Origin of the sequence: Methylobacterium sp. Leaf87, from assembly GCF_001422775.1 — a bacterium.
In the GTDB taxonomy this organism is placed as follows: Bacteria; Pseudomonadota; Alphaproteobacteria; order Rhizobiales; family Beijerinckiaceae; genus Methylobacterium.
On record NZ_LMMI01000059.1, the window covers coordinates 189,666 to 213,366 of the forward strand.

Genomic DNA, 23,701 nt, shown 5'->3' on the forward strand with positions numbered 1-23,701 from the left:
GTCGGGGAGGGCGGTCGCGGAGCGGGAGGTCGAGGGAGACGACCTCCGCGCAGCGAAGGCATTCCCTCTTGCAGGACCGTGCGTCTTACGGACCTAGTGCCCGTCGAACTCCATCAACGTCCGCACCGGGACGTCGAGATTTCGCAGTTTCTGCGCCCCACCGATCTCGGGCAGATCGATGACGAAGCAGGCGGCCACGACCTCGGCACCGATCTGACGAAGCAGGTTCACCGCCGCGCAGGCCGTCCCGCCGGTGGCGATGAGATCGTCCACCAGAAGCACCCGGTCGCCCGGCTTGATCGCATCGACGTGGATTTCCATTTCGTCGGTGCCGTATTCGAGGGCATAGGCGATCGACACGGTCTTGTGGGGCAGCTTGCCTTTCTTGCGGATCGGTACGAAGCCCGACGAAAGCTGGTGCGCCACTGCGCCACCAAGGATGAACCCGCGCGCCTCGATGCCGGCGACCTGATCGATCCGGCCGCCCGCGAAGGGATGCACGAGGGCATCGACCGCCCGACGGAAGGCACGCGGATCGCTCAATAGCGTGGTGATGTCGCGAAACACGATACCGGGCTTCGGGTAGTCCGGAATCGAGCGGATCGACTCTTTCAGCGCGATATGGCGGCGGGAATCCATGGCGGCGGCCTTCGTCGAGTTCGATGATGAGTGGGCGTGGGTTTCAGGCGTTGGCGCGGCGCAGGAGCTTCACGAGATCCCCATGCAGGTTCTCGTTGCCGGCGGCCACCGAACGCGCGGCGAGGGGCTCGGCGCCGCCATCGGCGCTGGAGACGAAGCCGCCGGCCTCGCGCACCAGGATGATGCCGGCCGCGATGTCCCAGGTCTGCAGGTCGCGCTCCCAGTACAGGTCCGAGCGGCCGCAGGCGACGTAGGCGAGATCGAGAGCCGCCGAGCCGAACCGGCGGATGCCCCCGCTCACGGCCATCACGGCCGCCACCTCGCGCAGGAGCTTCGGATGATCGCCGCGCCCAAGGTAGGGTGAGCCGTAGGCCACGAGGGCATCGGCCATGTCGACACGGCCCGAGACGCGCAGCCGGCGGTTGTTGAGGTAGGCGCCCTTGCCGCGTTCGGCCACGAACAACTCGTCCTTTGCTGGATCGTAGATCACGCCGGCGACGATCTGGCCCTCGCGCTCCAAGCCCACGGAAATCGCGAAATGCGGGATGCCGTGCAGGAAGTTGGTGGTGCCGTCGAGGGGGTCGACGTGCCAGGTGTGGCTCTTGTCGGCGCCCTCGACGATGCCGGACTCCTCGAGCACGAGGCCGTAGCCGGGCCGGGCCTTCATCAGAGCGTCGCGCAGGACTTCCTCAGCCTTGCGATCGGCCGCCGAGACGAAGTTGCCCGGTCCCTTGCGCGAGACTTGAAGGTTCTCGATCTCGCCGTAGTCGCGCTTGAGGCCGCGGGCGGCCTTGCGGACGGCATCGACCATGACGGTCATGAGGGGTGAGCTGATCATCGCTTGAAGGGTCCGGGTCGATTCAAAGAGCGTCGGAGACGCGAGAGGTCTGAGGGGGCCATAGCACGTTTGGCGTCGGCCTCATCCCCGTCGGAGCACGGGCGGGATGCGCCTACTTCACGTTGGCGCGTTCGGACGCCATCTGCTCGGCCCGGGTGCGCTCCTCGGGGCTGAGTCCCGTCAGGGTCTGGTCGAGCCATGCGTCCGAGAGCCCCTGCGCCGCGGCGGCCAGGTTCCAGGCCGCTGCCTCCACGAGGTTCTTCGGTACGCCGCGACCGTTGGCGTAGAGGCGTGCGATCCGGTTCTGCGCGATGGCGTTGCCGCGCGAGGCGGCATGGAGGAAGTAGCGGGCGGCGCGGCCCTCGTCCTTGGCGATGCCGGTCCCGTTGAACAGCAGGATGGCGAACTCGACCTCGCCGGCGAGATCGCCGTTGTCGGCCGCCCGGCGGAACAGTTCGGCTGCCTGCGCCGGGTCTTTCGCGACCCCGCGGCCCTGAAGATAAAGGACGCCGAGGCCGTGCTGGGCGGCGCTGATCTCGCCGTTGGCCGCCTTGCGGAACAGGGTCGCGGCCTTGGCTTGATCGGCCTCCGTGCCCGAGCCGAGCAGGATCAGCGCCAGATTGTAAGAGGCGGTGGCGTCACCCTTGTCCGAAGCCTGTTCGAGCCAGCGCCGACCGGCCTTAAGGTCCTTGGGGCCCCCGCGTCCATCGATGGACATGAGACCGAGGGACGCCATGGCGTGGACATCGCCCTGGGCCGCGGCCAGACGGTACCACTCGGCGGCCTTCACCGGGTCCTGCTTGATGCCCAGGCCCTGGTTGTTGAGTTCGCCGAGCAGCGTCATCGCCGCCGCGTCCCTCGAATTGGCCGAGAGCCGCTTCGTCGCCTCGCGGAGGGCGGTGGTGTACTGGCCGCGCTGATAGGCACCGAACGCGACATCGGTTTCCTTGTTCGACGTCGGCGGGTTCGCACCCATCACGCCGGGCGTATAGGGCGTCGGCAATTCCTTCAGCGGCGCTGTGAAGACTTCCTTCGACGCCGGTTTCGGGACCGGTGCCTGCGCGTTCGCCCCCGGGACGATGGGCATCACCGGCTGGGGCGACTGTGCCAGCGCGCTTCCGGGGCCGGCCAACGCCAGGACCGACGCAAGCAAACGGGCGGCACTTCTCACGAAGCCGACCCCGCGGCGTTCACCATCGCCTGGATCGCGGCCACGTCCGCGTCGTTGCCCATCCACAGGGCGCTTTCGAGTCCGAGGAATTCCGCGCCCGTCGCGGCGAGGGCCGCCACCTCCCCGACTTCGTGGGCGACGGCGATGCAGGGCGTTTCGAAGATCTCCGTCCACCACGTCGTCCGGTCGAGGATCGTGGCCGCTTCTGGCGCGATCCCGTCGGCGTACAGGCCGCCGAACATCACGTAGTCGACGCCGGCCTCTCCGGCCTCCATGGCCGCGTGTTTCTGCTCGTGGCCACCAGCCCCGAGGATGCGCCCGGCGTCGAGGCGTCCGCGCAGGTCCGCCAGGGTTCCATCCTTCGGCTTGTCGAGATGGACTCCATCGGCGCCGCCACGCGCCGAGACGCTCACCAGATCGCCCGGGAAACCGGTGCAGGCAACGACCAAGGCCGCACCCGTGCCCTGCGCCGCGGGGGCGAGACGCTTGACGAGGTTGACGAGGCTGCGCTCATCGGCGGGAGCGAGGCGCAGGATCACGGCCGCGACGTCGCCGGCGGCGCACGCGGCTGTCAGGGCTGCCGCGAGGACGTCGGCGTCACCCGCCTCGATACGGTGCGGGGTGAGGAGGGCGAGGCGGGTACGGGGCTCGGCCATAGGGATCCTTCAGGAAGCGTCGGGCGCTCAGCGTGCCGCGCCGATCTTCGGATCGAGGGAGCCGTCGGCGTAGCGCTTGGCCATGTTGGCGACGGAGATCGGGCGAATCTTCGAGCCCTGACCGGCGGTACCGAACTCTTCGAAGCGCTGGCGGCAGAGCTTCGTCATCGCCTCCATGGCCGGCTTGAGGTACTTGCGCGGGTCGAACTCGGCCTTGTTCTCGGCCAGGATTTTCCGGATCTGACCGGTCATCGCCATGCGGTTGTCGGTGTCGATGTTGATCTTGCGCACGCCGTGCTTGATGCCGCGCTGGATTTCCTCGACGGGCACGCCCCAGGTCGGCTTCATCTGGCCGCCGTACTGGTTGATGATGTCCTGCAGGTCCTGCGGCACCGAGGAGGAGCCGTGCATCACCAAGTGTGTGGTGGGCAGGCGCCGATGGATCTCCTCGATCACGTTCATGGCGAGCACGTCGCCGTCGGGCTGCCTCGTGAACTTGTAGGCGCCGTGCGAGGTGCCCATGGCGACGGCGAGGGCGTCGACCTTGGTGGCCTCGACGAACTTAACGGCCTCGTCCGGGTCGGTGAGAAGCTGGTCGTGGCTCAGCACGCCTTCGGCGCCGTGTCCGTCCTCGGCCTCGCCTTCGCCGCTCTCCAGGGAGCCGAGCACGCCGAGTTCGCCCTCGACCGAGACGCCGGCCCAATGGGCCATCCTGGTGACGTTGCGGGTGATCTCGACATTGTAGGCGTAGTCGGCCGGCGTCTTTCCGTCGGCCTTGAGGGATCCGTCCATCATCACCGAGGTGAAGCCGTACTGGATCGCCGTGGCGCAGGTGGCCTCGTCGCTGCCGTGGTCGAGGTGCATGCAGACGGGGATGTGCGGATAGACCTCGACGAGACCGTCGATGAGCTTGGCGAGCACGATGTCGTTGGCGTAGGCGCGCGCCCCCTTGCTTGCCTGGAGGATGACCGGCGAATCGGTGGCGTCCGCCGCCGCCATGATGGCGAGACCCTGCTCCATGTTGTTCAGGTTGAACGCCGGCACGCCGTACTCGTACTCGGCGGCATGGTCGAGGAGCTGCCTCAGGGTGATGCGGGCCATGGGTTTCTCCTCGATTTCGACCGCCGTCGGGGCAGTTCGCTCAGACGCGCCGGATAGCGCCTTCCTTCAGAATTCGTCGTCTTCTCAAGCCAGAACGGCGCGACTGCAACCGTAATCGGCCTTGTCGATCGTTTCGCCGGGATAAAGCCGGTCGGAACCGTCACGACCACGTGGGCGGACGCTCAAGCTCTGATGCGCAGGGCCTCGACGCCGGGCAATTCCTTGCCTTCCAGCCATTCGAGAAAGGCGCCACCGGCCGTCGAGACGTACGAGAAGGTCTCGCGCACGCCCGCGTGGTTCAGGGCCGCCACGGTGTCGCCGCCGCCCGCCACGGAGACCAGCTTGCCGGCCGTGGTCCGCTCCGCCGCGTGACGGGCCGCCGCCACGGTGGCGGCGTCGAAGGGGGACAACTCGAAAGCGCCGAGCGGGCCGTTCCAAACCAGGGTCGCGGCGGTGTCGATGGCCGCGTTGATCTCGGCGACCGTTCTGGGGCCGGCGTCGAGGATCATGCCCGCCTCGGGCACCGAATCGACGGCGACGGTCTCGTGCGCCGCGTTGGCCCTGAACTCGCTGGCCACGACGGCATCCACCGGCAGGACGATGCGGCAGTTCGCAGCCTTGGCGGCCTCGACGATGCGAAGGGCGGTCTCGGCGAGATCCTTTTCGCAGAGGGACTTGCCGACCCCGAGGCCTTGCGCGTGCAGGAAGGTGTTGGCCATGCCGCCGCCGATGACCAGCATGTCGACCTTGGCGACGAGGTTCTGAAGCAGGTCGATCTTCGACGACACCTTGGCGCCGCCCACGAGGGCGATGACCGGCCGGGTCGGCGCTTCGAGACCCTTGGTCAGGGCATCGAGTTCCGCCTGCATCAGGCGCCCGGCATAAGCCGGCAGAACGTGGGCGAGCCCCTCCGTGGAGGCGTGGGCGCGGTGCGCCGCCGAGAACGCCTCGTTGACGTAGAGGTCGCCGTTGGCCGCGAGTTCGGCAACGAAGGCCGGATCGTTCTGCTCTTCGCCGGCATGGAAGCGGGTGTTCTCGAGGAGAAGCACCTGGCCGTCCTTCAGGGCACCGACGGCCTCGGCGGCGGCGGGGCCGACGCAATCTTCGGCGAAAGCCACCGGCCGGCCGAGGTGCGCGGCGATGGTCGCGACCACGGGCTTCAGGGATTCGCTCGCAACCGGCTTGCCCTTGGGACGGCCGAAATGCGCCAGCAGCACCACGCGCCCGCCCTTGTCGACGATCTCCCGGATCGTCGGGACGATGCGCTCGATCCGGGTCGCATCGGTGACGCGACCGTTCTCCATAGGCACATTGACGTCCACGCGAAGGAGAACGCGTTTGCCGTTCAGGGCGCCGGCATCGTCGAGGGTACGGAAAGCGTTCATCGGGGCCTTGGTCTCGGAAAGTACCGGCGTCCCGCGAGTAGGTCTTGGTCTCGCGGGCAGGAATTGGGCGGCGATTCGAGGGTCAGCGCGGCGGAATGAGTGCGTCGAGGTGGAAGCGCTGGGCGGCGATGGTGAGCGCTACGGTCAGCACCGCCGTGATGATCGCCGTCAACACCAGGGCGCCGGAACCCGGCAGACCCCGGGTTCGGTCGCCGATGGCGCGGACTTCGCTGCGCAGGGCGGCGAGATCGGTCTGTCGGGCGGCCTCGTTCATGCGCGCGGCAGCGCCTTCGATCTTTTCCTCGACACGCGACAGCAGCGCCTCCGAGCGAGCGTATTTGTCCTCGATACGGGCGCACTTGTCCTCGATGCGGGCAAGCTGATCGCCACCCGGAGCCGCGGTTGGAGACAGCGTCTCGGTCTTGCCCACGACGACCGGCGTGGACGCCTGGGGCTGGGGCGGGGCCACCGACGGCCCGGCCGGAGGTGTGCCTGGGATGAAGTCGCGTCCGGTGGGGGAGGTCTCTGTCATCTCGGGCACACCATCGTGTTTCTTCAAGGAGCGGACGATCCGTCAGTCCGCACGGATCAGAGCAGCTTGCCCATGGCCACGGCCGTGTCGGCCATGCGATTCGAGAAGCCCCACTCGTTGTCGTACCAAGCGAGAATCCGCACGAAGGTGCCGTCCATCACCTTCGTCTGGTCGAGGTGGAAGGTCGACGAGTGGGGATCGTGGTTGAAGTCGATGGAGACGTTGGGCTGGTCCGTGTAGGCAAGCACGCCCTTGAGCGGGCCGTCGGCCGCAGCCCGGATGGCGCCGTTGATCTCATCCACGGTGGTGGCGCGCTTGGCGGTGAACACGAGGTCCACGGCCGAAACGTTCGGGGTCGGCACGCGGATCGAAGTTCCGTCGAGCTTGCCCTTCAGCTCCGGCAGCACGAGGCCGACGGCCTTGGCCGCGCCCGTGGAGGTCGGGATCATCGACAGGGCGGCGGCGCGGGCCCGGTAGAGGTCCTTATGCATCTGATCGAGGGACGGCTGATCGTTGGTGTAGGAATGGATCGTGGTCATGAAGCCGCGCTCGATCCCGATGAGATCGTTCAGCACTTTGGCCACCGGCACGAGGCAGTTGGTGGTGCACGAAGCGTTGGAGATCACGAGGTGATCGGCGGTGAGCGCCTGGTGGTTGATGCCGTAGACGACCGTGAGGTCGGCGCCATCTGCGGGAGCAGAGACGATGACGCGCTTGGCGCCTGCATCCAGGTGGGCCTTCGCCTTGTCCTTCGAGGTGAAGATGCCCGTGCATTCGAGGGCGATATCGACGCCGAGCTCACGATGAGGCAGCTCCGCCGGATTGCGCACGGCGGTGACCCGGATGCGGTTGCCGTCGACGACGATGAACTCGCCATCCACCTCGACCTTGGCGTTGAAGCGGCCGTGGATCGAATCGAAGCGCAGGAGGTGGGCGTTGGTCTCGACGGGGCCGAGATCGTTGATGGCCACCACCTCGATGTCCTTGCGACCGGCCTCGTGGATGGCGCGCAGAACGTTGCGACCGATACGTCCGAACCCGTTGATGGCTACCTTCACCGACACGGCGTGAACCCTTCCGTTAAACGGACACCGACCCTGCGGCGCCCTCCAGCATGGAGATCGAAGCGGCCGGCCCGAAGGACAAGCCCCGATTTATCGCTCGCTCTGTGCGAATCCAGTTTGAACGCACGATGAATTGCGACCGCCATCCGGCCATTCGGGATCATCCGGGAACCGGACGATGCGCGCGAGGGGCCTGAACTTGTCACGGAATGCTGTATCCGGTTTGGCGGGCGGCCGGTCTCTACCATGCTCGATCTGCCCGGCAAAGGTCGGTCGGGCCTTGCGGGCATTGCGCGCACAGGCACGGGAGCCTGTTTGTCATTCGACTCCATTCCCGAGCCGGATGCTAGCTGTGCCGCGCGGCGCACGTCATGGTATCGGGATGGTATCGGGGCGTGTCGCATGTGGTTGCAGACCGATGCGGAGCTTTGGGAGACGCGTTTCGTGAGTGAGGCCATCGACGACGCCCTGTCGCGGCTCGAGACTGCCTTGGCCCGCCTGGAGGCGGCCGTGGGGCAGCGGTTCGAGGCCGAGCGTGATCCCAGCGACCTCGAAACCGAACTCGCCATCATGGGAGAAGACCGTGCTCGCCTGGGCGCGGAGCTCGATGCCGCCAGCGCCCGTCTCGCCGCGGTGGAGGCCGCCTCCGACGACGTCGGGCATCGCCTCGGCCGGGCCATCGCCGCCGTCGAGGGCGTACTGGTCCCATCCTCCCCCGCGCGCTAGCCTGGATTCGATGCCCCAGATCAACGTCACCATCGATGGCAAGAATTACCGTATGGCCTGCGCCGAGGGCGAGGAGCCGCATCTCACCGCCCTCGCGACGGAGCTCGACGGGCGCATCACCGGTTTGCGGGCGTCGTTCGGCGAGATCGGCGACATGCGCCTGCACGTCATGGCGGCGCTGTTGCAAGCCGATGAGCTCGACGAGACGCGGCGTCGGCTCGCCGCCTTGGAGGCCGAGACCACCGGCCTGCGCGCCCAGGTGGAGACCGCCGATGCGACCCGTGCCGCGGAGGAGACCCGCATCGCCGTCGGCCTCGGCCGTTGCGCCGAGCGGATCGAGCATTTGGCAAAGACGCTTTCGGCTGGTTGACGCCACCATGCCCCTGGCGCCAGCCATTGGCCGACGCTACATAGGTTTTGCGGGGCTGCCGCGTTCGTCAGGAGAACTTTCCCCGGGGCCTTATCGACTCCCCAGGGAGCTGTCCCTGGCCCTGTCCCTGGACTCGGCCAACACGGCGCCCACCTACACTGTAGGTTTCCCGGGATCGACACTCCAACGGCTCATGTGGCTCCGCACTCTCACTCGCACGCTTCCTTGAAAGCGTCCCTTCGCCAAGCGGCCCTCGGGCGGCGCGATGCCCTCGATCCTGAGGTGCGGCGTGCCGGTGCCCGGGCGATTGCCGATGCCGTGATGCGCATCGATGGCCTTGCCGAAGCCCCCATCGTCGGAGGTTTTTGGCCGATCCGCAGCGAGGTCGATCCCCGACCGCTCATGGAGCGCCTGTTCGCGCGCGGCCAGCGGGTCGCTCTGCCGAAAGTGACACCCGACGGCCTCGTCTTCCGTGAATGGCGCGCCGGTGACGCCCTGGTGCGTGGCGGCTTCGGCCTGAGCGAACCGGACGACAGCCTGCCGCCCCTCGATCCCACCGCGCTCATCGTGCCGCTTGCCGCCTATGACACGCGCGGGCACCGAATCGGCTACGGGCGCGGCTATTACGATCAGGCCATCGCGCGCCTCGGGCGAAACGGACCGGTGCTGACCATCGGGATCGCGTTTTCCGTGCAGGCGGTGGACGAGGTCCCTGCCGAATCGCACGATCAGCCCCTCGATCATCTCATCACCGAAGCGGGCCCGGTCCCGCTGAAACGAGCCTGACGAACAAGCGATGCGTCTTCTCTTCCTCGGCGACGTGGTCGGCCGGCCCGGCCGCCACGTGATCACCGACCGCCTGCCGAAACTCCGGGAACGCTGGCGTCTCGATTGCGTCGTGATCAACGGCGAGAACGCCGCAGGGGGCTTCGGCCTCACCGAGGCCATCTGCGACGAGTTGCTCCAGGCCGGTGCCGATGCCGTGACCCTCGGCAATCATTCGTTCGATCAGCGCGAGGCCCTCGTCTTCATCGCCCGGCAGTCGCGCCTCGTGCGCCCGGCGAACTACCCGCCCGGCACGCCGGGGCGCGGTGCCACCGTGGTCGAGACGGCCAAGGGCGCCCGGGTCCTCGTCCTCAACGTCATGGGCCGCATCTATATGGACGCCCTCGACGATCCGTTCGCGGCGGCCGAGCGCGAACTTACCGCTTGTCCGCTTGGTGAGGTCGCCGATGCGGTCATCGTCGATGTCCACGCCGAGGCGACGAGCGAGAAGCAGGCCTTCGGGTATTTCCTCGACGGCCGTGCCAGCCTGGTGGTCGGCACTCACACCCATACCCCGACGTCCGACCACCGCATCCTGCCCGGTGGCACCGCCTACCTCTCGGACGCGGGCATGTGCGGCGACTACGATTCGATCCTCGGCATGCAGAAGGACGAACCTCTGCGCCGCTTCCTCCAAAAGACGCCGGGCGCGCGCTTGGAGGCTGCGCACGGGGAGGGGACCCTGTGCGGCATCGCGGTGGAGACGGACGACCGCACCGGCCTCGCCACGGGCGTCTGGCCCGTGCGCCTCGGGCCGCACCTCGAGGAAACCTGGCCGCGCGGCTGGGATTAGCTCGCCAACGGGGGATGTTCACCGCAGGCGGGTTGATCGACGCTCGACCTACAGCCAATGTGCGGCCGGGATTGGCCCAGTGTCCGCTCGGTCGAGCAGGCACTTAAGTCTTTGCGTGAAGAGTGTCCGAGCCGATGGCGACCCCTCCCGCGACCGCGACGCTCGCCAAGCCCGGCATCTACCTCGTGCGGATGTTGGTGTTCCTCGCCCTCGTGGGCTTTCTCGCTTTCGTTCTGTTCCGGCAGATCACCCCGGCCTTCCTCGCCAATCCGGGCCTGAACGGCCTGATCCTCGGCGTTCTGTTCATCGCCGTCCTGCTCGCCTTCGGGCAGGTGATCCGGCTCTATCGCGAGGTCGCCTACGTCAACGTCGTGGCGGCCGGCGAAACGCCCACGAAGGCGCCGTCTTTGCTGGCGCCGCTTGCGTCCGCGCTGGCCGCCCGACGGGACGGGATCACGCTGCCCGGCACCCGCGCCTTCCTCGATACCGTGGCGGCGCGCCTCGACGAGGGCCGCGAGATCCTGCGCTACGTCGCCGGGCTCCTCATCCTGCTGGGCCTGCTTGGAACATTCTGGGGCCTCATCGACACGCTCAGCGCCGTGGGCTCTGTCATCAAGACCATGCGCGGCGGCGGCGAGGCGGCGGCGATGTTCGACGAGCTCAAGAATGGGCTCGCCGTGCCGCTGTCGGGCATCGGCCTCGCCTTCTCCGCCTCCCTGTTCGGCCTCGCGAGCTCCCTCGTCACCGGGTTCCTGGATCTTCAGGCGGGACAGGCGCATGCCCGTTTCCACAACGAACTCGAGGATTGGCTCGTTTCCGGCGAGACCGTGGCGGTCGCGCCGACGAAAGCCCGGGAGCCGGCCTCCGCCCGTGAACTGCAGGAAGCGGTAGACCGCCTCACGGCTGTCATCGCCGAGGGCGCCAACGGCCGGGTGGCGACACAGGCGATGACCAACCTCGCCGAAGGCATCCAGGGCCTCGTTCAGCACATGCGGGCCGAGCAGCAGATGATCCGCGACTGGGTCGAGGCGCAGGCCACCCGCGAGCGTGAACTGAAGCAGGTTCTCGACCGCCTCGGCCGCGAGCGCAGCTGAGATGGCCTCGCTCCGCACACGGCGCGACCGGTCCCTCAACGTCTGGCCGGGCTACGTCGATGCCCTCGCGACCCTGCTGCTCGCCGTCGTCTTCCTGCTGACCATCTTCGTCGTCGGCCAATTCTTCCTGTCGCAGGAGATCACCGGCCGCGATTCGGTGCTGACTCGCCTCAACCGCCAGATCGCCGACCTCACGGATCTCCTCGCCCTGGAACGCTCGACCCGCAAGGCGCAGGAGGCCACCGCCTCTTCGCTGCGCAATACGTTGCTCGGCGCCGAGGCCGAGCGGGACCGCTTCCGGTCTCAGGCCGAATCGGGCCAGGGCGCCAGCGCCAAGCAGGGCGACGTCGACCGGCAACTCGCTGCCGAGAGGGCGGGCTCGGCCCGCGCCGCCACCCAGATCGATCTGCTGAACGAACAGATCGCGGCGATGCGCCGGCAGCTCGCCGCCTTGGAGGATGCCCTCGCGGCCTCCGAGAATCGCGACAAGGAGAGCCAAGCCCGCATCGCCGATCTCGGCAGTCGCCTCAACGTGGCCCTCGCTCAGAAAGTGCAGGAACTCGCTCGCTACCGATCGGATTTCTTTGGCCGTCTGCGCCAGATCCTCGGCACACGCACGGATATCCGCGTCGTCGGCGACCGCTTCGTTCTGCAATCCGAGGTTCTGTTCCCGGCCGGATCCGCCACTCTGAAGCCCGAGGCGGGACCGGAACTCGACCGCATCGCCGGTGCGATTCTGGAACTTTCCCGGCAGATCCCCGCCGATATCCCGTGGGTGCTGCGGGTCGACGGACACACGGACGCCCGGCCCATCGCCAGCGCCCAGTTCCCGTCGAACTGGTCCCTCTCGGCGGCCCGCGCCATCGCGGTGGTGCAGGCCATGGCGGCCAAGGGCGTCCCGCCCCAGCACCTCCTCGCCGGTGCCTTCGGCGAGTTCCAGCCCCTCGATTCGGGAACGACCGAGGAGGCCTACGGGCGCAACCGCCGAATCGAGATGAAACTCACGGAGCGGTAGTTTGCTCAACCTGTCCGGTGAGCACGTCCGGGTAGGCAAACAGGCCCGGTACGCCGCCCGTCATCACGAACAGCACGTTCGCTCCCGATGGGTAAAGGCCTCCGCGAACGTCGTGGAGCAGACCGGCGAACGCCTTGCCGCTGTAGACGGGGTCGAGGAGCAGGCCTTCCGTGCGGGCCAGGAGCCGGACCGCTTCCAGCATGCCGGCCGTGGGGATACCGTAGCCCGGCCCGCGATGCGCGCCGTCGATGACGATGTCGTCGGATGTCAACATCAGGCCGGGCGCCAGAATTGCCAAAGTCGCGTTGGCCTTGTCGAGGGTGATCGCCCCGGCTCGCTCACCCGTTTCCAGCACCGCGTAGGACTTGGCGAGACGCGGGTCGTGCCCGTCCGCCCGTAGGCCGGCGGCGAGGCCTGCGTGGGTGCCGCAGCTGCCGTTGGGAACGATGATCTGGTTCAGTGACAGGCCCATTGCGTCCGCCTGGGCGAAAATTTCACCGGCACAGGCCGCATAACCCAGGCAGCCGATGGGACTGGATCCGCCCGAGGGGAAGACATAGACGCGGCGCCCCGCTGCGCGGAGCTCATCGGCGCGCCGTTCCGCCAACGCCAGGGCATCGCCTCCGGCGGCGAGCTCGTGCACCGTCGCGCCGAACAGGTCGTCGAGGAGGCGGTTACCATTGTGCGCATAGGCGTCGTCCGTGCGCGGTACGCTCCGGGTCAGGAACAGTTCGCAGGCGAAACCCGCCCGGGCCGCCGCGGCTGCCGTGAGGCGGGCGTGGTTCGACTGAATCGCCCCGACGGTGATCACCGTGTCGGCGCCCTCGGCCCGGGCCGCGCCGAGAAGGTATTCCAGCTTGCGCAGCTTGTTGCCGCCGAGCCCGAACCGCGCGAGGTCGTCGCGCTTCACCCAAAGGCGCACCCCGGCGAGACCATCGCCGAGATGGCGGGCGAGCCCGTCCAGTGGCTCGATGGGGCTCGGCAGGTCGAGGAGCGGCAGACGGGGGAACCGCGACAGGTCCATGGCGAGTCCTACTCGGCCGGCAGCGCTTCGCGGCGCGGCTCGCGGCTGCGGGCGGTATCCTCGAAGGCGTCGGTGAACTGGAGGGCGGCGAGTTGGGCGTAGAGCGCACCGCGCGCGAGCAGGGTCTCATGGGTGCCCGATTCGACGATTCTTCCGCCGTCGAGGACGAGGATGCGGTCCGCTGCCCGGATGGTGGCGAGGCGGTGCGCGATGACGAGGGTGGTACGCCCGCGCATGAGGGTGTCCAGTGCGGTCTGCACGGCCCGCTCGCTCTCGGCGTCCAGTGCCGAAGTCGCTTCGTCCAAGAGCAGGATCGGAGCATCCTTGAGAATGGCCCGGGCAATGGCGACGCGCTGGCGCTGGCCGCCCGAGAGGGTGACGCCGCGCTCGCCGACCGTGGTGGCGTAGCCCTGGGGCAGGGCGCGGATGAACCCGTCGGCATGGGCGAGTTCGGCGGCGCGCTGGACTTGCGCTTCCGTCGCGTCCGGACGGCCGTAGCGAATGTTCTCCAGGACCGAGCCTGAGAACACGGTCGGATCCTGGGGGACGAGGGACAGGCGTTCGCGCAGGGCATCCGGGTCGGTGCGTGTGATGTCGATGCCGTCGACGCGGATCGTGCCGCTCTGGGGGTCGTAGAACCGCAGGAGCAGTTGCAGCACCGTGGTCTTGCCGGCCCCCGAGGGCCCCACGAGGGCGACGCGTTCGCCGGGGGCGATGGTAAAGCTGATTCCGTCGAGCGACGGATGCTCGGGTCGGGTCGGGTAGAGGAAGCGGATGGCCTCGAAGGCGACCTCGCCGCGCGGCGGGGTCGGAAGGGCGACGGGGTCCGCCGGCGCTTCGATGGCCGGCTTGGCCGCCAGGATTTCGCCGAGGCGCTCCGCAGCACCGGCCGCCTGGGCGAGTTCACCGTAGACTTCCGACAGCTGGCCCAAAGCGCTCGCGCCGAACACCGCGTAGAGCACGAACTGCGAGAGTTGACCCGCCGTCATGGTGCCCGCGAGGACGCCTTGCGCGCCGTACCACATCACCCCGACGACGCTCGCTGAGATGAGGAAGATGGCGACCCCCGTGAGAAGCGCGCGGGCCTGAATCGAACTGCGGGCCGCGCCGTACGCGTTCTCCGAAGCTTCGGCGAAGCGTGCGGCTGCGGAGCGACCCATGCCGAAGGCCTGCATGGTCCGGATCGCGCTCACCGCCTCGGAGGCGTAGGCCGAGGCATCGGCGAGCCGGTCCTGCGCAGCGCGCGAGCGACGACGCACGCCGCGTCCCGACAGGATCAGCGGGAACACGATGAGGGGGATCGCCACGAGAACGAGGATCGAGAGCTTCGGGCTTGTGATCACCATCATGGCGATGGCGCCGGTGAACAGGAACGCGTTGCGCAGCAGGATGGAGATGCTGACGCCGAACACCGCCTTCACCTGCGTGGCATCGGCGGTGAGCCGTGAGATGATCTCACCCGAGAGAGACCGGTCGAAGAAGGCCGGATCGAGTTCGGTGAGGCGGCGGAACACGGCGCTTCGCAGATCTGCGACGACACGCTCGCCCAGCGTGACCACGGTGTAGTACCGGGCGGCGCTCGACATCGCTAAAACGGCGACGACGCCGATGAGACCGCCGAAATAAGCGTTGATGACGCTCTGACCTTCCGGCGAGAACCCGTGATCGATGACCCGGCGCAGCGCCAGGGGAACCACCAGGGTCGCCAGCGAGGCCATCAGCAGGGACAGGAACGCGGCGAGGATGCGCCCGCGATAGACGGCCGCGAACGGGACCAGCGGACGCAGGGAGCCGAGGGGCGCCCTGGGCCGTCCCTCGGCGGATGCCTTCTTCTTCGAACCGCGTGCCATCATGCCTCGTCGGTGTTGGGGACGCCGGTTGTCTGGACGTCGCTGCTCTGGACTTGGAATTCGACGGCCTTGCGATTGCCCGGGACGGCGCGCTTGTCCAGCGGCGACGCCTGGGGTATAGGCGCGCCTTCATCCGATTGCGCGTGATCTATGGCCGCGGGCCGCCAGACGAGCCGGTCGGCGTGGCACTTCAAGGATTCGTCATGGCAAAGAGTGCGGCCGACAAGGCCAAGGGTACCGAGCATCCCGACTATCATTTCATCAAGGTCGTGATGACCGACGGGTCCGACTACATGACCCGGTCGACCTACGGCAAGGAGGGGGACACCCTCAACCTCGACATCGATCCGAACACGCACCCGGCCTGGACCGGTGGCGAGCAGAAGATGCTCGATCGTGGTGGTCGTGTCTCGCGCTTCAACTCGCGTTTCGGCGCGCTGTCGTTCGGCAAGAAGTAACGTTCATCGGCCGACCGATCTCGGTCAGGTCCGGAATGATCGAACAGGCGGCGCGGTGGCGCCGCCTGTTCGCGTTTGGAGAGCCTCGCGGCACGGTCATCGCTTGACAGATGCGGCGTCCGCATGGTCCCAACGCCCCGGGATTTCGCCGCGCCCGACGCGGCACGAAAGGGTTTGGCGCGTGGAGTTTCGAGCAATGCTGCGACGCGAAGGTGCCGTCGCCCGCTGGTTCGGCTTCGCCCTGGCGGCCGGTTTCCTGGGCGCTGTGCCCGCCTTTCCCGCCGCCGCTCAGGGCATGGTCCGCAACACCTTCGGGGACTGGCAGTTGCGCTGCGAGACGCCGGCCGGCGCGAAAGCCGAGCAATGCGCCATGGTGCAGTATCTCGCCGCCGAGGACCGCCCCAATCTGACCCTCGTGGTGATCGTTCTGAAGACGGCCGACAATCGTGGCTACCTGCTCCGGGTGGTGGCGCCGCTCGGCGTGCTTCTGCCGTCCGGCCTCGGGCTCAAGATCGACAAGACCGATGTCGGCCGCGCCGGGTTCGTGCGCTGCCTCACCACGGGCTGCGTCGCCGAGGTCGTGATGGACGAAGGCCTGATCAAGCAGTTCAACGCCGGTGCCCAGGCGACATTCATCGTGTTCCAGACCCCGGAGGAGGGCGTCGGCATTCCCCTCTCCATGAAGGGGTTCGGCCAAGGTTTCGAGAGCCTGAAGTAACGGGACCGGGCAGTCCGCCGGCACCAATCGGGAACGGATCATGTCGAAGCATGCCAGCCAGATCGCTCTGCGACTCCTGATCGTAGGTCTTCCGGTTCTCGTCGCCGCGGACGGGGCCGGGGCACAGGAAGGCAACGCCTTCTCGAACCTGTTCAAGTACGGCGGTACCACCGTTCCGCCCTCGCAGCCCGCGCCCCTCGACGAGGCCTATTGCCCGACGGTGGATGTGCCCGAAGGCGGCGCGGCCCTGCGCAATCCCCCCAGTGCGACGGGCAGCGCCGGATTGCGAAGCCAGACCACGCTCGGGCGCCTCGCCCGCGAATGCAACCGGCTCCAGGACGGCTCGATCCGTGTGAAGGTCGGTATCGAGGGCCACGTGCTCCTCGGCCCCGCCGGGGCGCCGGGCCGGTTCGAGGCACCGCTGACGGTCTCCCTCAAATCCTCGGGCAAGACGATCGTCTCCCGCGCCCGCCGCGTCTCCGTCATCGTCCCGCCGGGTGAGGCACAGGGTCTGTTTTCCATCATCGAGGACGACCTGATGGTGCCCGTCGCCCAGACGGGTGATTACGACATCGAGGTTCGTCTCGGGGGTGGGACGCCTCAACGCGCGCCGGCCAAGCGCAAGCCGGCGCCGCCGCTGGCGACCTCCGAGGCGCCGGTTGCTGTTCCGGCGACGGCCGAATGAGCACTCCGCCGCCAGGGCACGGCTCCTGAGCGCACGGGACGGCACCACGCCGCCGCGCGGTGGATGGCTCGGCCGTGCCGCGGCCTTCACCCTCGAGCCCCAGGATGATCCGGTCTTCGGTCGGCGCCTGCGCCTGCGCCTGCATGGGTCGCCGCGCGGATGCTGGATCGTGCTGACCTACCGCGAGCGGGCGGTGGCGCGCCCGCTCCGGCCCCTGCTCCGCCTTATCCGCGGACCAGCCCGGTACGAAGACTTTGTCTTGCCGGGGTCAGCGCTCGGGGCGGCGTCCTGGCTCGGTTACCTGCCGCAGGATTGTACCGATCTTCACCTCGCCATCGATCCTCGCACGGAGTTCGTGCTGGAGCGGGTCGGCCTACGCACGCATCTGAGCGTGACGGCCGAGTGCCTCGGCAAGCGTCCATTGCGTGCCGCGGCGGCCCTCTACAATGCGATGCGTGGTGACGAGCGCCGCTTTCGGGACATCCTCCGCGGTACTTGTGGCGCGACACCCCGGGCGCGCTACGACGTCTGGGCCGAGTCGCGGCGAAGGGGAAACGCCGTCCTCCCAGTCGGCACCTCGGCATTGCCGGTCTGCCTGATCCTTCCGGCGCGGCACGCCGATCACGCCCGGGTCGCCGAGACCCTGCGCTGCCTCGCCGCCCAGGTCGGAGCCGATTGGCGCGCGGTCGTCGCCTGGGTCGACGGACCGGATGTGGACGCGGCGACCGATCCCCGGGTAACCCACGTGCAATGGCCCGCGGGCGGAACCCTTCGGAATCTCGTCGCCGATGAGATGGGCTGTGTCGGGGTTCTCAGCCCTGGGGAATGCCTGCAGCCGGAGGCCCTCGCGCTCCTCGCCAGAGCTCTGGCATCGCCCGATGGCGGCGAGATGGCTTACGCCGACGAGGAAACCGGCGATGCCCTGTTATGCCCGCGGCTGAAACCAGACTGGAGTCCCGATCTCGCTCTGGCGCAGGGTTATGCCGGCTTCACACTCCATAAGGGTGTACTCCTGGCGCAGCTGCTGGATCTGCCCCTCGGCGCGCCCGAGGATTGCCGGATCGATCTCGGCGTTCGTGCCGCGGCGACGGTGTTGCCTGCGCGTGTCGCCCACGTGCCGCGGGTCCTTCTTCGCGGGCCCGCCAACGATTCCACGGCGCGGCACACCGAACGCCTCGAGGAAAATCTGATGGCGGTCGAAGTTCCGTCGCGCCCGCGTGTCGATCCAGCCATCGCCGATCTGCTCTGGCCCCTTCCCGAGCCCGCCCCGCTCGTCAGCGTGGTCGTTCCTTCGCGAGACCGGCTCGACTTGATCCGTATCGCCGCCGACGGGGTTCTCGGCGCCACCGCCTATCCGGCGATCGAACTCGTCATCGTCGACAACGGCTCCATCGACGCGGACGTCCACGCCTACTACGAGCGTCTGCGACGTGATCCGCGTGTCAGGATCCTCGACTGGTCGGCTCCGTTCGACTTCTCCGCCATGACCAATGCGGGGGTCGCGGCGGCGCGGGGCTCGGTCGTCGTCCTGCTGAACAACGATATTGCGGTTCTGCGCGACGACTGGCTCGACGCGCTTGTCCGGCAGGCCTGCCGGCCGGAGGTGGGTGCCGTCGGGGCGAAGCTGCTCTACGCCGACGGCACCCTCCAGCATGCCGGCGTCGTCGTCGGCCTCGGCGGGCGCGCCGGACATATCCTGCGCCGGCGCCCCTCGGACAGCCCCGGGCATCTCGGACAGCTGCGGGTCGCCCACGAGGTCTCGGCCGTCACCGCCGCATGTCTCGCCGTGGAGAAGCGCAAATTCGACGCGGTCGGCGGCCTCGATGCCGAAACGTTTCCCATCGACTTCAATGACGTCGACCTGTGTCTTCGCCTGAACGCAGCGGGTTACAAGACCGTCTGGACGCCCCACGCCGTCCTCGCCCATCTCGAATCCACGAGCCGCGGGCCATCCATCGGCCCGGCCCGCGCCCGGTTCGAGGCTGAGGCCGATCGCTTCGTCGCGCGCTGGCGGGACACCATCCGGCACGACCCGTTCTATCATCCGGGTCTGTCGCTCACGACCTTCGGCGAGGATCTCGAATGACGGCGCCCCGGTGGGAGAGTGTCCCCTGACCGACGAGCACCGCGATGCCCTGCTGTTCGCCCACCGCATCCGTCCGGGCTTCCTCGCGCGCCTTCGCATGGCCGTCGCGATCCTCGCGCAGCACCCCAGCGCCACCCTCGCCATCGCGAAGGCGCGGCTCATGGGCAAACGCGTCCGTGCTGCACAAGCCCGGGCCGCGCTGCTGGGGCTCGATCACCGGAAACTCTGGCTGACGCGGCGGGACCGGCGCATCGCCAATCTCCTGAGCGAGGTCGTGCCGGTGATCGAAGAGAGGGACCTCGTCGTTCTCACCACCCCCGGCCACACTCTGGTGTCGGGCTCCCAAGAACGTTTGGTTCGCACCTTCGCGGCGCATCCGCACCGTGTTGCCCTCTATGGCGATGCCCTCGACGTGTCGGGGTCCAGGATTATGCCCCTCCTTCGGCCTGCCTTCGATGCAGAGTATCTGAGGGCGGTGGATTACATCGGCCCCGTCGTCGCCGTGCGCCGCACTGCCCTGGACGCGATCGGCGGCATCATCGATCTCGATCCCGAAGCGCCGGCTCTCGATGCTCTGCTGCGCCTCGCTGGACGGTTCGGCTCCGACAGTATCGGCCATCTCCCGCAGATCCTGTCCATTGGCGCGGCGGTTGCGGCAGGGGAGGGGGGGCGGAGCCGCCGCGCCGGCCGCCTCGCGATTGTCCGCCGAGATCTCGTGCGCGCGGGGGAGGGCGATGTCGCGACGCGGATGGACGAGGACGGCGTCATCACCCTCTGGCGCTCACTACCCGACCCGGTACCGAGCGTAAGCCTCATCGTCCCGACCCGCGACCGCCTCGATCTCCTGAGACCCTGCCTCGACAGCCTGATCCATCGCACCGACTGGCCGGACCGCGAGATCCTGGTGTGTGACAATGACAGTCGCGATCCAGAAACCATGGTCTATCTCGGCGATCTCGCAGCCGGAGGCGTCATCCGTGTCGTACCGTGTCCCGGCCCGTTCGATTTCGCGGCCATGAACAACCGGGCGGCGGCCGTCGCAAAGGGGCGGGTTCTCGCCTTCGTCAACAACGACGTGACCGTCACCGATCCGACCTGGCTCGACCGAATGGTTCGCGAGGCCCTGCGGCCAGAGATCGGCGCCGTCGGTGCACGGCTCATCGACGGGCGCGGGCGCATCCAGCACGGCGGTGTGATTCTCGGCCCCGGCGGCCTCGTCACCCACGCGCATCGGTACTTTTCCGGGGACGCTCCGGGCTATTTGTCCGGCTTGCTCGCCACCCGTGCGGTGTCAGCGGTGACGGCGGCCTGCCTTGTGATCGAGGCGCGAAAATTCGCAGCCGTCGACGGTTTCGACGCCGCCGCCTTCGCGGTTGATTTCAACGATGTCGACCTGTGCCTGCGTTTGAACGAGGCCGGTTACCGCACCCTCTACGTCGGCGGCGCGATCCTGATCCACGACGAAGCGGCGAGCCGCCGCTGGACGCCCGAGGCCAGGGCACGGCATGAACGCGAGGTCACGGCCTTCAAAAAGCGATGGGGGCCGCTGCTGGCGCAGGACCCCCATTATCATTCCGGGTTCGACCCCGATCTCGGCACCTACACGCGGCTGCGATCCGGCTGGCCGATGACCGGCCCGGTCGCGCCGCGCTGACGGCTACTGGACGAGGCGCGGACCGCCCGTCTGCACCTTCTCGTTCTCGGACATGATGCCGAGACGCTTGGCGACTTCGGTATAGGCTTCGATCAGACCGCCGAGATCCTTGCGGAAGCGATCCTTGTCGAGCTTGTCCGACGACTTGATGTCCCACAGGCGGCACGAATCCGGGGAGATCTCGTCGGCCACGACGATGCGCATCATGTCGCCTTCCCAGAGACGGCCGGTCTCGATCTTGAAGTCGACGAGGCGGATGCCGACACCGAGGAAGAGGCCCGACAAGAAGTCGTTGACCCGGATCGCGAGCGCCATGATGTCGTCGATCTCCTGGGGCGTGGCCCAGCCGAACGCCGTGATGTGCTCCTCGGAGACCATCGGATCGTTGAGCGCATCGTTCTTGTAATAGAACTCGATGATCGAGCGCGGCAGCTGTGTGCCCTCCTCGAGGCCGAGGCGCGTGGCGAGCGAGCCGGCGGCGACGTTGCGCACCACCACTTCTAGGGGGATGATCTCGACTTCGCGGATCAGCTGCTCGCGCATGTTGAGGCGGCGGATGAAGTGCGTCGGCACGCCGATGTCGTTGAGGTGCTGGAAGACGAACTCGGAAATCCGGTTGTTCAGCACGCCCTTGCCGTCGATGACGTCGTGCTTCTGTGCGTTGAAGGCGGTCGCATCATCCTTGAAATGCTGGATGAGCGTTCCCGGCTCCGGACCCTCGTAGAGGACCTTCGCCTTGCCCTCGTAGATGCGACGGCGGCGGTTCATAGGCGTGTACCGTGGTTTGAGGAAGTCCAAGGGCCGTGGCTTCTTTCAGCGAGAGACGATGCGGAATCCGCGGCGTGGTGACTGCCGAAGCGGTCGGGCCGTGAAAACGCATCGTTCGTCGAAAGCCTCCGCGACCGTGGCGCAAACTACCCGAAGCGGCGTGTCAGCACAACGCGTTGGCCGGATGGGTGCCATCCGCGCGGGGGAGGGCTGGCCCCATGTTTCGGGCGGCACGGTGAATGGAACATGCCGCGCTCAGAGGGCCGCAGTCTTCGCTGGATACCGGCACAGGTCTGCGATGGGGCAGATTGGACAGTCGGGCTTGCGTGCCTTGCAGACGTAGCGGCCGAACAGGATCAGCCAGTGATGGGCATTGAGCCGGTAGGGCTCCGGCACGATAGCCTCCAGCCCGGCCTGAACCTTGTCCGTCGTCGGCGCGATCACGAGGGGGATGCGGTTGGAGACCCGGAAGATGTGCGTGTCGACGGCGATGGTCGGAACCCCGAAGGCGACGTTGAGGACGACGCTCGCGGTCTTTGTGCCGACACCGGGAAGCACTTCGAGGTCTTCGCGGGATTTCGGCACCTGACCGCCATGCCGCTCCACCAGGATGCGCGACAACGCGATGACGTTCTTCGCCTTGGTGTTGAACAGCCCGATGGTTCGGATGAAATTCCGCACCCGCTCCTCGCCGAGCGACAGCATCTTCTCCGGTGTGTCCGCGATGGCGAAGAGCGGGGCGGTGGCGAGGTTCACGCTCCTGTCCGTCGCTTGGGCCGACAGCACGACGGCCACAAGGAGCGTATAGGCGTTGCCGAAGACCAACTCGGCGCGCGGCTCGGGATCCGCGGCACGCAACCGCGCGAAGATTTCCGCAAGCACATCCGGCGGCACGACCGAGCGGACCGGTTCGGCGTCTGCGACGATCGGTTCGACCAGGGCGGCAACAATTCGGGGGTTCTTAGGCGAGGCCGTCTGTCGGGTGCGCATCCGAGCCTTATATTGCCCGCATGGCGAGCGGCAACATCCCGATGCACCCTGACGGCCTCGATCCCGACAGCTTCGACCGTCCGGTGTTCCGGGCGACGATCCGGCCGAACCAATCCTTGAGTCCTCAAGGCTTCCGGAACGTGATGATCGGGTGCGGGCTCGTCTCCCTTGTCACCTCCATCGCCTGCATCCGGGCCGGATTCTGGCCCGTGGCCGGGTTCTTCGGCCTCGATATGATCGGCCTCTACCTTGCCCTCCAGGCAAGCTTCCGTCGGGGACGGTCGTTCGAGGAAGTGATGATCACGCCCCTCGTGGTGATGCTGGCCCGTGTCACCCATCGGGGCGAGCGTCGCGAGTGGCGCTTCAACCCCCTGTGGACGAAGCTGACCCGGATCGAGGACGAGGAGTACGGCCTTCAAACCCTGACCCTGGTGTCGCGCCGTGAATATGTGGTTGTCGCACGCGACGTCTCGCCGATCGATCGCGAGGAGATCGCGCAGGAACTCACGCGGGCGCTGGCTCAGGTGAAGAAGGGGTTCTGACGATGCGCACCGGCCTGATGCTTCTCACCCTTGCTTTGACCCTCTGGACCAATGCAGCCACGGCGCAGGTCACTGTCCGCTTCATCGAGCCCGAGCGCTACACCGATGCGGAGAACCGTTTCGGGTCGGGCGTCACACTGCGGGTCACGCTCGGGGAGATCCGCCGCATTTTCGAGGGGCTCGCGACATGGGGATTGCCGCCGGGCCGGACCCTCGCCATCGACGTTCTCGACATCGACCTCGCTGGCATCGAACGGCCGGGTGCCAACGTGCCGTTCGGCCTACGCGTCGTCAGCGACATTTCTCCGCCGCGGTTTCGCCTGCGCTACGTCTTGATAGAAGGTCGCCGTCGCTTGGCCGCCGCCGAGGAGACGGTGACGGACATCAATTTCCTGTTGCGGGCATCGCGCTTCGCCAATGGAGCGTTCGACCACGAGCGTGACCTGCTGCGGGATTGGTTTCGGCGGCGCATCGTCGAGGGCCGTTCACCCACGGGCTGATGCCGGCCCGAAGCCATGACGGACCGGAACGGCGTTTCCCTACGTTTAGAAGGCCTTTGGCTGGGGTGTCGTTGATCTGTCGCGAAAATCGCATCGTTCGGTCATTTGGCCGTTGACGGTTGGGCTATGGGCCCGTAGAAGCCTGTTCATCGGCGGCGGCCAGCGGGACTTTGGTCTTGGCGGCGGCGCTGGTTATCTTGGAGGCGTTATCGGATGT

The 23,701-nt window shown here is 67.7% G+C and carries 25 protein-coding genes and 1 other RNA gene; 14 read left to right on the plus strand and 12 right to left on the minus strand.

Translation table 11 applies throughout. The annotated features are described in order from the left end of the window. Positions 1-93: 93 nt before the first annotated feature. The 8 genes from ASF22_RS20805 to gap form a co-directional block, all read right to left on the minus strand. Complete coding sequence (locus ASF22_RS20805; protein ID WP_056267873.1) at positions 94-639, minus strand: adenine phosphoribosyltransferase; 546 nt, start codon at positions 637-639, stop codon at positions 94-96. Positions 640-682: 43 nt separating this feature from the next. Then, the gene (locus ASF22_RS20810) at positions 683-1,477 is read right to left on the minus strand and encodes an inositol monophosphatase family protein (RefSeq protein ID WP_056176116.1); all 795 of its coding nucleotides are present in this window, start codon (positions 1,475-1,477) and stop codon (positions 683-685) included. A 112-nt stretch (positions 1,478-1,589) separates the two neighbouring features. Beyond that, a complete protein-coding gene (locus ASF22_RS20815; RefSeq protein ID WP_244472950.1) occupies positions 1,590-2,630 on the minus strand; it encodes a tetratricopeptide repeat protein in 1,041 nt (346 codons plus the stop codon). 14 nt (positions 2,631-2,644) lie between these two features. Next, the gene (locus tag ASF22_RS20820; protein WP_056267879.1) at positions 2,645-3,304 is read right to left on the minus strand and encodes a thiamine phosphate synthase; all 660 of its coding nucleotides are present in this window, start codon (positions 3,302-3,304) and stop codon (positions 2,645-2,647) included. Between the two features lie 27 nt (positions 3,305-3,331). After that, positions 3,332-4,405 (minus strand): class II fructose-bisphosphate aldolase, encoded by a 1,074-nt coding sequence (gene fba / locus ASF22_RS20825; RefSeq protein WP_056176123.1) that lies wholly within the window; start codon positions 4,403-4,405, stop codon positions 3,332-3,334. Between the two features lie 182 nt (positions 4,406-4,587). Next, positions 4,588-5,790, minus strand: a complete 1,203-nt coding sequence (locus tag ASF22_RS20830) for a phosphoglycerate kinase (RefSeq protein WP_056267881.1) — start codon at positions 5,788-5,790, stop codon at positions 4,588-4,590. An 82-nt stretch (positions 5,791-5,872) separates the two neighbouring features. After that, positions 5,873-6,322: a hypothetical protein gene (locus ASF22_RS20835; RefSeq protein ID WP_056267884.1), complete on the minus strand. Its 450-nt coding sequence runs from the start codon at positions 6,320-6,322 to the stop codon at positions 5,873-5,875. A gap of 56 nt (positions 6,323-6,378) precedes the next feature. After that, a complete protein-coding gene (gap, locus tag ASF22_RS20840) occupies positions 6,379-7,386 on the minus strand; it encodes a type I glyceraldehyde-3-phosphate dehydrogenase (protein WP_056176130.1) in 1,008 nt (335 codons plus the stop codon). Between the two features lie 402 nt (positions 7,387-7,788). Between gap and ASF22_RS20845 the strand changes: the two genes are divergently transcribed. The 7 genes from ASF22_RS20845 (at position 7,789) to ASF22_RS20870 (ending at position 12,209) form a co-directional block, all read left to right on the plus strand. Then, positions 7,789-8,112 (plus strand): DUF4164 domain-containing protein, encoded by a 324-nt coding sequence (locus tag ASF22_RS20845; protein WP_056267888.1) that lies wholly within the window; start codon positions 7,789-7,791, stop codon positions 8,110-8,112. 10 nt (positions 8,113-8,122) lie between these two features. Continuing rightward, positions 8,123-8,482 (plus strand): cell division protein ZapA, encoded by a 360-nt coding sequence (zapA, locus tag ASF22_RS20850; protein ID WP_056267892.1) that lies wholly within the window; start codon positions 8,123-8,125, stop codon positions 8,480-8,482. 49 nt (positions 8,483-8,531) lie between these two features. Continuing rightward, positions 8,532-8,688: non-coding RNA, 6S RNA (gene ssrS, locus ASF22_RS23500), on the plus strand. Then, the gene (locus ASF22_RS20855) at positions 8,678-9,268 is read left to right on the plus strand and encodes a 5-formyltetrahydrofolate cyclo-ligase (protein WP_056267894.1); all 591 of its coding nucleotides are present in this window, start codon (positions 8,678-8,680) and stop codon (positions 9,266-9,268) included. Before ssrS ends, ASF22_RS20855 begins: the two co-directional genes overlap by 11 nt. 10 nt (positions 9,269-9,278) lie before the next feature. Then, positions 9,279-10,100: a TIGR00282 family metallophosphoesterase gene (locus tag ASF22_RS20860; RefSeq protein WP_056176143.1), complete on the plus strand. Its 822-nt coding sequence runs from the start codon at positions 9,279-9,281 to the stop codon at positions 10,098-10,100. A gap of 134 nt (positions 10,101-10,234) precedes the next feature. Then, a complete protein-coding gene (locus ASF22_RS20865; RefSeq protein WP_056267897.1) occupies positions 10,235-11,194 on the plus strand; it encodes a MotA/TolQ/ExbB proton channel family protein in 960 nt (319 codons plus the stop codon). A gap of 1 nt (position 11,195) precedes the next feature. Beyond that, positions 11,196-12,209: a peptidoglycan -binding protein gene (locus ASF22_RS20870; RefSeq protein WP_056267899.1), complete on the plus strand. Its 1,014-nt coding sequence runs from the start codon at positions 11,196-11,198 to the stop codon at positions 12,207-12,209. On the opposite strand, the gene ASF22_RS20875 is transcribed toward ASF22_RS20870, so the two are convergent. Both ASF22_RS20875 and ASF22_RS20880 read right to left on the minus strand, forming a co-directional pair. Next, positions 12,196-13,233 (minus strand): D-cysteine desulfhydrase family protein, encoded by a 1,038-nt coding sequence (locus ASF22_RS20875; protein ID WP_056267902.1) that lies wholly within the window; start codon positions 13,231-13,233, stop codon positions 12,196-12,198. The two genes, ASF22_RS20870 and ASF22_RS20875, sit on opposite strands and share 14 nt — an antisense overlap. Positions 13,234-13,241: 8 nt before the next feature. Beyond that, on the minus strand, positions 13,242-15,083 hold the full coding sequence (locus tag ASF22_RS20880) for an ABC transporter transmembrane domain-containing protein (protein ID WP_056267905.1): 1,842 nt from the start codon (positions 15,081-15,083) through the stop codon (positions 13,242-13,244). A 203-nt stretch (positions 15,084-15,286) separates the two neighbouring features. Here ASF22_RS20880 and rpmE point away from each other — a divergent pair, with 203 nt between their 5' ends. The 5 genes from rpmE to ASF22_RS20910 all read left to right on the plus strand — a co-directional run bounded on the left by rpmE (position 15,287) and on the right by ASF22_RS20910 (position 20,684). Then, complete coding sequence (gene rpmE / locus ASF22_RS20890; RefSeq protein WP_018045309.1) at positions 15,287-15,541, plus strand: 50S ribosomal protein L31; 255 nt, start codon at positions 15,287-15,289, stop codon at positions 15,539-15,541. A 196-nt stretch (positions 15,542-15,737) separates the two neighbouring features. Then, on the plus strand, positions 15,738-16,259 hold the full coding sequence (locus ASF22_RS20895; protein WP_056176159.1) for an invasion associated locus B family protein: 522 nt from the start codon (positions 15,738-15,740) through the stop codon (positions 16,257-16,259). 40 nt (positions 16,260-16,299) lie between these two features. Continuing rightward, positions 16,300-16,944 (plus strand): hypothetical protein, encoded by a 645-nt coding sequence (locus ASF22_RS20900; RefSeq protein WP_056267910.1) that lies wholly within the window; start codon positions 16,300-16,302, stop codon positions 16,942-16,944. Continuing rightward, positions 16,919-19,030: a glycosyltransferase gene (locus ASF22_RS20905; RefSeq protein WP_244474364.1), complete on the plus strand. Its 2,112-nt coding sequence runs from the start codon at positions 16,919-16,921 to the stop codon at positions 19,028-19,030. Before ASF22_RS20900 ends, ASF22_RS20905 begins: the two co-directional genes overlap by 26 nt. A gap of 10 nt (positions 19,031-19,040) precedes the next feature. Further along, positions 19,041-20,684 carry a glycosyltransferase gene (locus ASF22_RS20910; protein ID WP_056267913.1) on the plus strand — a complete coding sequence of 548 codons (1,644 nt, stop codon included), beginning with the start codon at positions 19,041-19,043 and terminating at the stop codon, positions 20,682-20,684. A 3-nt stretch (positions 20,685-20,687) separates the two neighbouring features. On the opposite strand, the gene purC is transcribed toward ASF22_RS20910, so the two are convergent. Both purC and nth read right to left on the minus strand, forming a co-directional pair. Beyond that, a complete protein-coding gene (gene purC, locus ASF22_RS20915; RefSeq protein WP_055955211.1) occupies positions 20,688-21,482 on the minus strand; it encodes a phosphoribosylaminoimidazolesuccinocarboxamide synthase in 795 nt (264 codons plus the stop codon). A 225-nt stretch (positions 21,483-21,707) separates the two neighbouring features. Continuing rightward, positions 21,708-22,442: an endonuclease III gene (gene nth, locus ASF22_RS20920; RefSeq protein ID WP_082483893.1), complete on the minus strand. Its 735-nt coding sequence runs from the start codon at positions 22,440-22,442 to the stop codon at positions 21,708-21,710. 20 nt (positions 22,443-22,462) lie between these two features. Here nth and ASF22_RS20925 point away from each other — a divergent pair, with 20 nt between their 5' ends. Together ASF22_RS20925 and ASF22_RS20930 are read left to right on the plus strand one after the other, a co-directional pair. Next, entirely contained in the window at positions 22,463-22,984 is a 522-nt protein-coding gene (locus tag ASF22_RS20925; RefSeq protein WP_056267915.1) for a DUF2244 domain-containing protein, read from the plus strand. 2 nt (positions 22,985-22,986) lie between these two features. Further along, positions 22,987-23,484, plus strand: coding sequence for a DUF3016 domain-containing protein (locus ASF22_RS20930; RefSeq protein ID WP_056267918.1), 498 nt, complete (start codon positions 22,987-22,989; stop codon positions 23,482-23,484). Positions 23,485-23,701 lie beyond the last annotated feature (217 nt).